The organism is Streptomyces sp. NBC_01669, assembly GCF_026339735.1.
In the GTDB taxonomy this organism is placed as follows: domain Bacteria; phylum Actinomycetota; class Actinomycetes; order Streptomycetales; family Streptomycetaceae; genus Streptomyces; species Streptomyces yanii.
In genome coordinates, this window is sequence record NZ_JAPEQG010000001.1 from 7,562,456 (window position 1) to 7,574,865 (window position 12,410).

Consider the following 12,410-nt stretch of genomic DNA (forward strand, 5'->3'; position numbering starts at 1 on the left):
TCCGCACGTCACGTCCGTAGAAATCCCCTTCGCACAAAGGAAACCTGACCTCATGCTGCGCATCGCCGTCCCCAACAAGGGTTCACTCTCCGGGCCTGCGATGGCGATGCTCCATGAGGCCGGCTACCAGCAGCGCAAGGAGTCCAAGGAACTCGTCCTCGTCGACCCCGAGAACGAGGTCGAGTTCTTCTACCTGCGCCCGCGTGACATCGCGATCTACGTCAGCTCCGGCCGTCTCGACATCGGCATCACCGGCCGCGACCTGCTGCTGGACTCCGGCGCGCAGTCCGAGGAGATCCTGCAGCTCGGCTTCGCCCGCTCCACCTTCCGCTACGCCACCAAGCCCGGCACGGCCGCAGGGCCGCAGGACTTCGACGGCATGACGATCGCCACCTCCTACGAGGGCATCGTGGCCAAGCACCTCGCCGACGTCGGCGTCACCGCCTCCGTCGTCCACCTCGACGGCGCGGTCGAGACCGCCATCGAGCTCGGTGTTGCTCAGGTCATCGCCGATGTGGTGGAGACCGGCACCAGCCTGCGCAACGCGGGACTCGAAGTGATCGGCGAGCCGATCATGACGTCGGAAGCCGTCGTCATCCGCCGGACGGGTGCCCCCGAGGACGACCCCAAGGTCCAGCAGTTCCTCCGCCGCCTCCAGGGCGTCCTGGTCGCCCGCAGCTACGTGATGATGGACTACGACTGCCGCGTCGAGCACCTGGAGCGCGCCGTCGCCCTCACCCCGGGTCTCGAGTCGCCGACCATCTCCCCGCTGCACCACGAAGGCTGGGTCGCCGTGCGCTCCATGGTCGCCGCCAAGGAGGCCCAGCGGATCATGGACGACCTGTACGAACTCGGTGCCCGCGCCATCCTCACCACGGCCATCCACGCCTGCCGCCTCTGACGGCCGGACCGCCAGCGATCACCCCCGGAAGACAGAAGAACACCATGTCCGCCCCCGCGCCCCGGCCCGAACTTCCCACCCTCCCGGTCACCTTCCGGCCGACCCGTACCCGGGTGGTCCTGCTGACCGTGGGAGCGGCGATGTTCGTCGTCATCACCGTCATCGCGATGAGCCTGGAGCAGCTCAGCCCGGGGGAGCGGGTCAGCTTCATCTTCACCGCGCTGCTCTTCTTCGCCGTCCTGGCTCTGCTCAGTCGCCCCAAGGTCGTCGCCGACGACCACGGGGTGACCGTGGTCAATCTCACCCGCACCCGACGGCTGTCCTGGGCGGAGATCCTCCGTGTCAACCTGCGCGTCGGCGACCCGTGGGTCTTTCTCGACCTCAGCGACGGGACCAGCATGCCCGCCCTCGGTATCCAGCCCGGAATCGCCAAGGAACAGGCCATTCGCGACGCCCGTACGCTGCGCGCACTCGCCGAGAACCACGGCACCTGTACGGAGAACGGCTGAGTCCCCTGCCCCGCACGGCCACTTCTTGATTACTCTGGAGGGCGGTGGCGCCCTGTGCGCCCCGCCCCGCACCAGAGGCCCCAAGGCCGGCGGGGCTTTCCTGCGACCCAAGGAGTGACTCCCTCCAGCAATGGACGGATCGTCCGGTAGTACCTGCGCCGCCCCTTCCCAGGAGGCGGCGGTATGACCATCCCCCTGCTGCTTCTGAGTGCGGCATTCCTTCTCATCCTCGCCAACGGATTCTTCGTGGCGGCCGAATTCGGGCTCGTCACGGTGGAGCGGCCGGACGCCGAGCGCGCCGCCGCCGAGGGCGACCGGCGGGCCCGTACCGTCGTCGACGCCCTGCGCGAGCTCTCCTTCCAGCTCTCCGGCACCCAGCTGGGCATCACCATCACCTCACTGGTCGTCGGCATGCTCGCCGAACCGGCCCTCGCCCAGCTGCTCGCCGGACCCCTCACCGCGACCGGCCTCCCCGACGGGGCGGTACCCGGCGTCAGCGTGGTGATCGGGATGCTCGTCGCCTCCGCCGTCCAGATGGTGATCGGCGAGCTCGTACCGAAGAACTGGGCGGTCTCCAGGCCGCTCCAGGTCGCCCGGTTCGTGGCCGGCCCCCAGCACCGCTTCGCCGGTGCTCTGCGGCCGGTGATCACGCTGCTGAACACCGTCGCCAACCGGTTGGTCCGCCTGCTGGGTGTCGAACCCACCGATGAGCTGGCCTCCGCCCGCACCCCCGGTGAACTGGTCTCCCTGGCCCGGCACTCCGCCGAGGCCGGCACCCTCGAACAGGACACCGCCGATCTCTTCGTACGGACCCTGTCGCTCGCCGGACTCACCGCGCAGCACGTCATGACCCCGCGCGTGAAGGTCAGCGCCCTGCAGTCGACCGCCACCGCGGCGGACGTCCTCAACCTCACCCGCGCCACCGGCCTCTCCCGTTTCCCGGTCTACCGGGACCGGATCGACGAGGTCGTCGGCATGATCCACCTCAAGGACGCGCTCGCGGTGCCCGCCCAGGAACGCCTGCGCACCACCGCGGGGCGGATCGCCGTACCGCCCCTCCTCGTGCCCGAGACACTCCCGGTCGAACAGCTGCTTCAGCGCCTGCGCAAGGAGCAGCCGATCGCCGTCGTGGTCGACGAGTACGGTGGCACCGCCGGGGTCGTCACCCTGGAGGACATCATCGAGGAGCTGGTCGGCGAGGTCAGGGACGAGCACGACGCGGAAGGCGCCGACCGGCCCGAACTGGTCGCCGCCGCCCCCGAGGACGGCCGTCCCGCCTGGGACGCCGAAGGCAGCTGCCGGGTCCTCACCCTGCGCCGGATAGGCCTCGACGTACCGGAAGGACCGTACGAGACGGTGGCCGGACTGGTCGCCGATCTGCTCGGGCGGATCCCCGCCCCCGGCGACCGGGTCGAGCTGCCGGGCTGGCGGATCTCGGTCCGCCAGGTCGGTCACTACCGCGCGGAGCAGGTCCGCTTCGTACGCATCGCCGATGTGGCCGAACCGGTCGACGAGCCCTCGGCCGCCCGTGGTGTCCTGGAGGCCGCACGATGAGCGTCGTCCAGTTGCTCTTCGCCGGGCTCCTCGTCCTGGCGAACGGCTTCTTCGTCGGTGCCGAGTTCGCACTCGTCTCCGTACGCCGCAGTCAGATCGAACCTCTCGCGGCAGCTGGGTCCGGCAGGGCCCGCCAAGTGCTGTACGGCCTGGAGAACCTGCCGCAGATGATGGCCGCCGCGCAGTTCGGCATCACCATCTGCTCCCTGACCCTCGGAGCCGTCGCCGAACCGACCGTCGCCCACCTGCTGGAGCCGGTCTTCCACGCGGTTCACATCCCCGAGGGGCTCATTCACCCGCTCGGCTACGTGCTGGCGCTCGTCCTCGTGGTCTTCCTCCACCTCGTCATCGGCGAAATGGTCCCGAAGAACCTGGCGATGGCAGCCCCGGAGAAGACCTCACTGTGGCTCAGCCCGGCCCTGGTGGGCTTCGCCCGGCTGTGCCGCCCCGTCACCACGGCGCTGGGCGCGTGCGCCCGGCTGGTGCTGCGGCTCTTTCGCGTCGAACCCAAGGACGAGGTCGAGGCCGTCTTCACCAGCGAGCAGCTCAACCGGCTCGTCGAGGACTCCGGACAGGCCGGGCTGCTGGAACCGGAGGCGCAGGAGCGGCTGGAGGACGCCCTGGAGTTGGGCAGCAGGCCGGTCACTGATGTGCTGCTCGCCAGGGCAGCTCTGGTGACGGTGGACCCGTCGGTCACCCCGCGCAGGATCGAGGAGCTGACCGTACGGACCGGCTACTCACGTTTCCCCGTCTGCGCGGAGGGCGGCGGCCCGTTCATGGGCTATCTGCACGTCAAGGACGTCCTCGACCTGGAGGACGGCGAACGGGCGGTCCCGCAGCACATCTGGCGCCCGATGGCGACACTGCGCGCGGAGCTGCCCTTGGACGACGCCCTGACGGTGATGCGCCGCGCCGCGACCCATCTGGCCCAGGTCGCCGACGCATCGGGCCGGATCCTCGGCCTGGTCGCGATGGAGGACGTCCTGGAAATGCTGGTGGGCGAGGTGCGCGACCCGGCGCACCGGGTCTCGATACCCCGCCGGACGGTGGACGTGGCGCCGACAGGCCCGGTCCCGGACGAACTGCAACCGCTGGCAACCGCATCGGGCCCGTCCCCACACGCGAGCGTGTCCGGCGGTTGAGGACGCTCGTGGGCCGGGCGGTCTGATCCGGATCGGTCGTCGGACGGGCTTCATGTCAGGGCCCGTCCGCCCGCGAGCCCGTCCGGCGGTTGAGGGCGGTCGTGTGCCGCGCGGCCCGACCCGGGCTCCTCGTCGGACGGGCGCCCATGGACGCCCGTCCGACGGTTGAGGACGGACCGCCCCACCGGGCGGCCCCGGTCCCGCCACCCGCCGCACCCGACCGGCAAGGTCACAGCGGCGGAGGCTCCTGCTGCCCCCGGTCAACGGGCCCTCGGCCGGACAGCACTTCGCCGTACGCCTGCATCAGATCCGGCAGTCGCAGCGTCGCCAGATCGTCGCGGGTGGGCACCGTCGCGTACCCGGAGAGCCGCAAGTCCCGGTACGCGCAGCTCTTCTCGTACAGCGTGCGCAGGAACCGTCCGTTGCCCAGCTCGTCGATCCAGCCCTGGTCGACGACGTGGCCGCTGATCGAGCGCAGTTCCTCCAGGGACTCCTCGTCCCACACGTCGTCGTTGTCGGCGGCCAGTACCTCGCCGATCGAGGTGAGTTCCAGCGGCCGGTAGCTGGGGAAGTCCACCCGGGTGGTGAACCGGGAGGAGAGCCCGGGGTTGGTGGCCAGCAGCCGGTCCATGCCTTCGGGGTAGCCCGCGAGGATGACGACGAGATGGTCCCGGTTGTCCTCGGCCCGCTTGAGGAGGACCTGCAGCGCCTCGTCCCCGTACGCGTCGCCCTTGCTGTAGCCGGAGTTGGAGAGGCTGTACGCCTCGTCGACGAACAGCACCCCGCCCAGCGCCGAGTCGATCAGCTCATTGGCCTTGACCGCTGTCTGTCCGAGGAACTCGCCGACCAGATCGGAGCGTTGGGCCTCGACGAGATGGTCCCCGCCGAGCAGCCCCAGCGCGTAGAAGACCCGGCCCAGGATGCGGGCCACTGTGGTCTTCCCGGTGCCCGAGGGGCCGGAGAAGACGAAGTGGCGTTTCGGCGGTTGGACCGGAAGTCCCTGGCCGGCCCGCAGCCGCGCCATGTTCAGCTGCGCGGACAATGCTTTGACCTGGCGCTTGACCGGTTCGAGGCCGACCATCCGCTCCAGCTCCGCCAGCGCCGCGGCGAGCAGCACCGGATCGCTGGGCCCCGCCGGGAATGCCTGCGACGACTGGCCGGGCACGGCGGTCTTCTCCCGTGCTCCGTCTGTCCGCGGAGGCACCCCGACGTCCGGCAGGTTCTGCGGATCGCCGCCGGGCCGCAGTTCCCGCCCGCCCACCAGATCGGTGCCGAGCAGTGAGTCCCCGTCCGGCAACGTCTCCGCGGATGTGGAGTCGGCGCCGAATCCGGTCAGCGACACGGACGCGAGACCGGCCGCCTCGTCGGAGCCTTCGAGCCCGTCGTAGTCCGCGATCGCGGCGAGCCGCGCCGAGGTGTCCATGAACGCCGGATCGATCCGGTGCACTGCTCTGTAGAGCGGCAGGGCGGCAGCGCTGCGCCCGGTTCCCTCGTGTGCGCGGGCCAGCCAGTAGCGCAGTTCCTTGCGCTGCGGCTGTTCGCTGCGGCAGCGCATCAGCGCGGTGGAGAGCAGCGGCTCGGCCTGCCCGTACATCTCCAGCCGCACCCGCGCCATCCCGCCGAAGAGCCCCGCCTCGATGCCGAGCAGCGGATCGTCGACGAGCTGTTCGGTGTGGCGGACGAGCTGTTCCCAGTCCTTGACCAGATACGAGCGGCAGGCGTGCAGGAACCGCACCTGCGGGTCCGCGTCCACGGGTGGCAGTCCGGCCAGTGCCCGGTCCAGCTCCGGGACATGGCGTCCGTCCAGCCAGTGCGAGGCGTGCGCGAGCAGCAGATCACGCGGGCTCTCCAGTACGGGCTGTACCCACCAGCCCAGCCAGTACCAGGAGTTGAGCGTGCGTCGGTGACGGGTGCGCTGTTCGCCGAAGCGCTCGCGGTGGCGGTACATCCGCAGCAGCGCGGTCGTCGTGTCGATCCGCAGGGCGTGGAGGCCGAGCCAGCCGTCCGCCATGCCGGGATCCAGCCGCACCGCCGTTCTGAACTCCTCCTCGGCCTGCGGATAGGCGCCCATCGTGTAGGCGTCCACGCCGCGCAGCCAGGCGAGGTCGGCCGGGGCCTGTGCGCCCTGCGTGCCGATGTCCATCAGGTCCCCCACAAGCCGTGCCCCCAGGTTGTCCCGCCGCACGACCCGCCCGTCCAGGCGCGCTGAACCGCACTGCCGTGGACGGGAATTGACCGCACCGAGAGGCATCGTACCTGCGCAGGTAGTGCGCGGCTAAGAGCACCGCAAGCAGAACGAGGACCGTGACCGAGGGTAAGCGGAATCCGGTGAACAACCATGTGGAAGGGGGTGCGGGGACAGAACGAAGCCCCCGATCACGGGGGAACAACCGGGGGCTTCGCGTCAGTGAGGGCTCCGAAAAGCCGCACATTGAGAACGTAAGACCTGTACCGTCTCCGGGTCAAGCGGAGTTGAGGCACTTCCGGGCCGTTCTCCGACTGGTCAGTACGTCGCACACGGAGGCTCACGGTGGGTGACGGAACGGTTCGCTCCTGCTGTCGTACGAGGCCCCTCCAACCACTCGTACCCCACAGGCAACTGGCGTACCAGAGCATCCGCGTACGGGCGCGACGGATCGGCGGCGAAATGTTGTTCCTCGGCCACGGTCCACCCGTCCCAGAAGGCCGAAAGTGCCGGCCCGTCCCGTCGTCGGCCCCGCTGCCAGGACGCCAGGGGGTCGAGCTCCATCCACCACAGCCGTGCGAGATGCGGGCGCAGGGCCCGGCGGCCGGCGCCCACTCCCTCGATCAGTACCACCGGTGCCGGTTCCAGTGTCCGCGGTGGGCCGAGGCGCCGGGCTGTCCAGTCGTACGGCGCGTAGTGTGCGGTCTCCCCGCGCGACAGCGGGCCGATCACCTGGTCCCGGAGCCGGTCCGCCCAGCCGAACAGCTCCTCGTGGGTGGCCAGGTCGTCCAGACGCAGCACGGGCGCGTCCCCGAGTGCCGCCGAGAGGCGGGAGGCGAGAGTGCTCTTGCCCGATCCCGCATGACCGTCGACGGCGATCAGCCGCACGGGTCCGCAGGACGGCGGCAGGGCGATCAGTCCTGAGGCGAGGCGGGCGAGGTCGTTCATGCGGACCAGCGTACGAGGCGATGCGAAGCAACCGCAGGTCACGCCAGTGGACCAGACCAATATTTGTTCCGCGACGCGAGGCGAATCGCTGGCCCAATCCGGCTGCGAACCGCAATAGTTGGCGCACTGTCGTGCACCCGCAGCCCCATTCCGCTTACGACCGGGGGTCTCGCCCATGAACAGACCGACTTCACGCAGAACCGTGCTGACCGCCGCGCTCGCCGTGGCCGCCGGCGGCGGCGCGGCGGCGTCCGCAGGCTCCGCAGCCGCCGCGCCCTCGCTCGCCCCGCCCCGCGCGCCCTCGGCTGCCGCAGCCCTGGTGGACAACCATTCCTGGAGTACGTACACCGACTGGCGCAGCGGTTCCGGCGCCGGGACGCGCGCCGTCGCGGGCCGACGGCCCGGACTGGTGATCGGCACCCCGCAGGGGCGTACCGACTACACCGACCCGCACACCGGGAAGACGGCGGCCTGGGAGTACGCGACGTGGACCTCGCCGCGCCACTGCTCGTCGGTCCCGGCGACCGAGGTGATCGCGTCCTGGAACGCGGACGCCCCGGCCGGCACCTGGATCCAGATCGAACTGCGCGGCAGCTACTCGGACGACACCGAGACCCCCTGGTACGTGATGGGCCGCTGGGCGGCGGGCGACGGCGACATCCGCCGTACCTCCGTCGACGACCAGACCGACGGCAAGAGCTCGATCTGGACGGACACCTTCTCGGTGGACGACGCGGCGAGCGGGCTGCGGCTGGTCTCCTACCGGCTGCGGCTCACCCTCTACCGGACTCCGGGCAGTCGCCTCACGCCGACCGTGTGGCGGCTCGGCGCGATGGCCTCGGACATCCCCGACCGGTTCACCGTGGAGCCCAGCACGCCCGGCCTCGCCCGGGAACTGCCGGTGCCGCGCTACTCGCAGAATGTGCACGCCGGCCAGTACCCGGAGTACGACAACGGCGGTGAGGCGTGGTGCAGCCCCACCTCCTCACAGATGATCATCGAGTACTGGGGGCGCAGGCCCACCACCGAGGATCTCGCCTGGGTGAAGCCAGGCCTCGCGGACCCACAGGTCTGCCACGCGGCCCGCTTCACGTACGACTACCAGTACGAGGGCTGCGGCAACTGGCCGTTCAACGCCGCCTATGCCGCCACGTACGACGACATGAGCGCGGTGGTGACCCGGCTGAGTTCGCTGACGGACCTGGAGACGCTGATCCGGGCGGGCATCCCGGCCATAACGTCGCAGTCGTTCCTCAAGGCGGAGCTGACCGGGGCCGGGTACGGGACCTCCGGTCATCTCATGACCGTGATCGGGTTCACGGCGGAGGGCGACGTGATCGCCAACGACCCCGCCTCGCCGAACAACGAGGCCGTCCGCCGGATCTACAAGCGCCACGAGTGGGAGACGATCTGGCTCCGCACCAAGCGCTACAACGCGAGCGGCAAAGTGGTGTCGGGCACAGGCGGCGTCTGCTACCTGTACTTCCCGGCGCACCCGACCCCAGCCCAGAAGCGGGCTCTGGCCGCTGTCGGGGTCGCCTGAAACGCCCGGCGCACGTCGGGGAAGTGACCGATGTCTCTACCCCGGGGGCCCGTTCCGCTGGCACTGTGGTCGGGTCATCGGGGGACGTTCACTGCCAGCCGACCGAGTGGGATGCCATGACCACGACCGCCGCCGCAACCACCGCCACTGCCCGCCGCCGTGCACGGACCGGAGGTCCCGAGGACCGGTCCGGGCTGGTGGAGAACCTCCTGGGCTGGACGCTCGTCGTCGTCATCGCCATGTTCGTCACTCAGCTCGGCCTCATGTGACCGTGGTGCGCCCGGCGCGCACGGAAGGGGCGGGGAGCCTGCCCGGCTCCCCGCCCCTTCCCGCGTCGGCCCGCAGTCGTCAGTCGATCGCCTTGATCAGCTCACCGTCGGCGGTGTCACCGCTGAGCTCCCAGAAGAAGGTGCCGCCCAGGCCCTGTTGGTTCTTGTACTGCATCTTCGTGGCGATGGTGGCCGGGGTGTCGTAGCTCCACCAGTCGGTGCCGCAGTGCGCGTACGCCGTGCCCGCCACGGTGCCCGTGGCCGGGCAGCTGTTCCTGAGGACCTTGTAGTCCTCGATGCCCGCCTCGTACGTGCCCGGGGCGGCGCCGGTCGCCGTGCCGCCCGGAACCGTAGGTGGACTAGACCAATTGGGTCAATGGTTCGGACCATCCCCTTGGTCGTCCGGCCCCGCCCGGGTCGTCCGGGCGCCCTCTCTGTCACCCCGTGACGGATACCGTCCGATCGGGCATACTCGACCCGCCACGGCCGCTGGCCAGCAACTCTCGTAATCCGGGAGGGCAGCAGCGGTTTGGGTACTAGTGCTTTTCCGGGCCCCGGTCCGGAGATCCCCCGGCGGAGCCGCTCACACCCCGCGCGCGCACCGCCGCAACGCCCGACAGGGAGGAGAGCGCCGTCATGTCCGACCGTGCCCCGCAGTTGGTGGAGCGTCGTCTGCCCACCGAGGAGTCCAGGCAGCTCGTCGCGCTCGTCCGCGACATCGTCCAGCGGGAGATCGCGCCGAACGCGGCGGAGGAGGAGGACGCGGGCCGGTTCCCGCGCGAGGTCTTCACCCTGCTCTCCGAATCCGGACTGCTCGGTCTGCCGTACGACTCCGCCCACGGCGGCGGAGACCAGCCCTACGAGGTCTACCTCCAGGTGCTCGAAGAGCTCGCGGCCGCCCGGCTCACCGTCGGCCTCGGCGTCAGCGTCCACTCGCTCGCCTGCCACGCGCTCGCCGGATACGGCACCAAGGAGCAGCAGGCGGAACACCTGCCGGCGATGCTGGGAGGCGGCCTGCTGGGCGCCTACTGCCTCTCCGAGCCCGCCTCGGGCTCCGATGCGGCCTCGCTCCGCACGAAGGCCGTACGCGACGGCGACGACTGGGTCATCACCGGCACCAAGGCGTGGATCACCCACGGCGGTATCGCCGACTTCTACACGGTTCTGGCGAGGACCGGCGTCGAGGGTGCCCGCGGCATCACCGCCTTCCTCGTCCCCGGCGACGCCGAGGGGCTGAACGCGGCCCTCCCCGAGAAGAAGATGGGCATGAAGGGCTCGCCCACCGCCCAGCTGCACTTCGACGGCGTACGGGTGCCGGATGCCCGCCGGATCGGTGAGGAAGGGCAGGGTTTCGCCATCGCCCTGTCCGCACTCGACTCCGGGCGGCTCGGCATCGCAGCCTGCGCCATCGGCGTCGCGCAGGCGGCCCTGGACGAGGCCGTCGGATATGCCACCGGGCGGCAGCAGTTCGGCCGCCCCATCGCCGACTTCCAGGGGCTGAGGTTCATGCTCGCCGACATGGCCACCCAGATCGAGGCGGGCCGTGCGCTCTATCTGGAGGCGGCGAGGCTGCGCGACGCGGGCAGGCCGTTCTCCCGGCAGGCGGCCATGGCCAAGCTGTTCTGTACGGACACGGCCATGCGGGTCACCGTCGACGCCGTCCAGGTGCTCGGCGGCTACGGCTACACCCTCGACTTCCCCGTCGAGCGGCTGATGCGCGAGGCCAAGGTGCTGCAGATCGTCGAGGGGACCAATCAGATTCAGCGCATGGTCATCGCGCGCCACCTCGCGGGTCCCGAGACTCGCTGAGGCGCAACGGCCGGTCCGACCACAGGGGCGTCGTCATGATCCGGTTCCACTCCTGGTCATGACGGCCCGGCAGGGTCCTGCCGGCGGACTCCCAATGGCTCAGCATCGCCCGGTAGATGGGCGGATCCGTCGTATGCGGCACCGCGCGCGGCGCTGACGGGGTGGACGCCGAGGGGGGCACCGGCTGCGAACCGGGCTGCGGAACCGATTCTTCGGGGGGCGGAGCGGCGAGACGGCGACGACCGGGGCCGGCCGTGGATTGCAGCAGGGTCATGCCGGGCCAACGCCGTGGGGCGGGGCCGGGTCACTGCTGCGAGGATTCGAGCGCCCGTTCGCCAGGGTCCCCTGCCGTGCGGGCGTGGCTCGATCGCGCGCACCACGTCGGCCCGGCCGTCGTGGTGCAGTACGTGTGTGCAGGGCGTCTGCCGGAGGAATCCGGCAGACGGAGAGTCGCCGCCCGTCACTGCCTTCGATACGCGTCAGGCGGCGTCAGGGCGTCTCAGGCGGCGTTGCGGCGGATCTGGTGCGGTACCCGCAGCGGGCGCGAACCCGCACCACCGGCGTGCGAGAACGGTTGCATCCTCCAGTCGAGCCCCTGCGGGAGCGTCAGCAGCAGTCCCATCTCCTGTTCCTGGAGCTCGAGCGACTCGTCGGCCGGACGTGCCTGCGCGGCGTCGCGACCGGTTCCGGCGCACACCGTGAGGACGAACGGGTTCCACGGCGTCGGGCACAGCGCGTGTTCCGGCAGCACATCCTCGTCGGCCAGCAGCGCGATCGGCTGCGCACAGTCCGGGCAGATCACCCGGTACATCTCAAAAGTGTCGTACGCGTCGGGAGCGGAGTCCTCGACGGGTTCAACAGGCTCCGGTTCGGTACGTCCGGTGAGCTTCAGGCTCTGCATGGAGATTCTCCCCCTCGGGTGGGCCGGCAAGGCGCCACGGCCTCGACCACAGCAAGCACTTCCCGTCGCGCATCCGCCGTAACCGCGAGGTCGTCGACTACCCATCCGTAAACCTGTGGCATTCGTCACATGCCCCCTGCAGGTGCCCTGTTCGGGGCCCCTACGACTGTGCCTGGAGGGACCTGGGGCCATAGGTTGATCCGCATGGAGGAGCTGGACCGTCAGATTGTGGAGTTGCTCGTCAAGGACGGGCGGATGAGCTACACCGACCTGGGCAAGGCCACGGGCCTGTCCACCTCGGCCGTTCATCAGCGAGTCCGTCGGCTGGAGCAGCGCGGGGTGATCCGGGGCTATGCCGCGGTCGTCGACCCCGAAGCCGTCGGGCTGCCCCTCACCGCGTTCATCTCGGTGAAACCGTTCGACCCGAGCGCGCCGGACGACATCGCCGAGCGGCTCGCCGGTGTACCGGAACTTGAGGCGTGCCACAGCGTCGCGGGCGACGAGAACTACATCCTCAAGGTGCGCGTCGCGACCCCGCTCGAGCTCGAGCATCTGCTGACCCGGATCCGCTCGCTGGCCGGGGTCTCCACCCGCACCACCGTCGTCCTCTCCACCCCGTACGAGGCACGCCCCCCGCAGATCTGAGGGG

General features: G+C 70.3%; 11 protein-coding genes and 1 pseudogene. 8 read left to right on the forward strand and 4 right to left on the reverse strand.

Annotated elements, in window-relative coordinates; translation table 11 throughout:
• Positions 1-52: 52 nt before the first annotated feature.
• The 4 genes from hisG (at position 53) to OG972_RS33865 (ending at position 4,106) form a co-directional block, all read left to right on the forward strand.
• Positions 53-901, forward strand: coding sequence for an ATP phosphoribosyltransferase (gene hisG / locus OG972_RS33850; RefSeq protein ID WP_266988060.1), 849 nt, complete (start codon positions 53-55; stop codon positions 899-901).
• Between the two features lie 44 nt (positions 902-945).
• Complete coding sequence (locus OG972_RS33855; RefSeq protein WP_266988062.1) at positions 946-1,410, forward strand: PH domain-containing protein; 465 nt, start codon at positions 946-948, stop codon at positions 1,408-1,410.
• Positions 1,411-1,593: 183 nt separating this feature from the next.
• Positions 1,594-2,964 (forward strand): hemolysin family protein, encoded by a 1,371-nt coding sequence (locus OG972_RS33860; protein ID WP_266988064.1) that lies wholly within the window; start codon positions 1,594-1,596, stop codon positions 2,962-2,964.
• Complete coding sequence (locus OG972_RS33865) at positions 2,961-4,106, forward strand: hemolysin family protein (RefSeq protein WP_266988066.1); 1,146 nt, start codon at positions 2,961-2,963, stop codon at positions 4,104-4,106. The genes OG972_RS33860 and OG972_RS33865 overlap by 4 nt, the downstream gene beginning before the upstream one ends.
• Positions 4,107-4,335: 229 nt before the next feature.
• On the opposite strand, the gene OG972_RS33870 is transcribed toward OG972_RS33865, so the two are convergent.
• Both OG972_RS33870 and OG972_RS33875 read right to left on the reverse strand, forming a co-directional pair.
• Positions 4,336-6,249, reverse strand: coding sequence for an AAA family ATPase (locus OG972_RS33870; RefSeq protein ID WP_266988067.1), 1,914 nt, complete (start codon positions 6,247-6,249; stop codon positions 4,336-4,338).
• Between the two features lie 360 nt (positions 6,250-6,609).
• Entirely contained in the window at positions 6,610-7,239 is a 630-nt protein-coding gene (locus OG972_RS33875; protein WP_266988069.1) for a uridine kinase, read from the reverse strand.
• A gap of 175 nt (positions 7,240-7,414) precedes the next feature.
• Here OG972_RS33875 and OG972_RS33880 point away from each other — a divergent pair, with 175 nt between their 5' ends.
• Entirely contained in the window at positions 7,415-8,782 is a 1,368-nt protein-coding gene (locus tag OG972_RS33880; RefSeq protein ID WP_266988070.1) for a peptidase C39 family protein, read from the forward strand.
• 116 nt (positions 8,783-8,898) lie between these two features.
• A complete protein-coding gene (locus tag OG972_RS33885) occupies positions 8,899-9,051 on the forward strand; it encodes an SCO1431 family membrane protein (RefSeq protein ID WP_266988072.1) in 153 nt (50 codons plus the stop codon).
• Positions 9,052-9,130: 79 nt separating this feature from the next.
• Here the strand turns inward: OG972_RS33885 and OG972_RS33890 are convergent.
• Positions 9,131-9,397, reverse strand: a pseudogene (locus OG972_RS33890) (glycosyl hydrolase family 18 protein); the annotation flags it as partial.
• Positions 9,398-9,687: 290 nt separating this feature from the next.
• On the opposite strand from OG972_RS33890, the gene OG972_RS33895 reads away from it, so the two are divergent.
• Positions 9,688-10,860, forward strand: a complete 1,173-nt coding sequence (locus OG972_RS33895) for an acyl-CoA dehydrogenase family protein (protein ID WP_266988074.1) — start codon at positions 9,688-9,690, stop codon at positions 10,858-10,860.
• A gap of 499 nt (positions 10,861-11,359) precedes the next feature.
• Here OG972_RS33895 and OG972_RS33900 read toward each other — a convergent pair whose 3' ends face one another.
• Positions 11,360-11,761, reverse strand: coding sequence for a hypothetical protein (locus OG972_RS33900; protein WP_266988076.1), 402 nt, complete (start codon positions 11,759-11,761; stop codon positions 11,360-11,362).
• A gap of 204 nt (positions 11,762-11,965) precedes the next feature.
• On the opposite strand from OG972_RS33900, the gene OG972_RS33905 reads away from it, so the two are divergent.
• Positions 11,966-12,406 carry an Lrp/AsnC family transcriptional regulator gene (locus tag OG972_RS33905; RefSeq protein WP_024493538.1) on the forward strand — a complete coding sequence of 147 codons (441 nt, stop codon included), beginning with the start codon at positions 11,966-11,968 and terminating at the stop codon, positions 12,404-12,406.
• Positions 12,407-12,410: the final 4 nt, after the last annotated feature.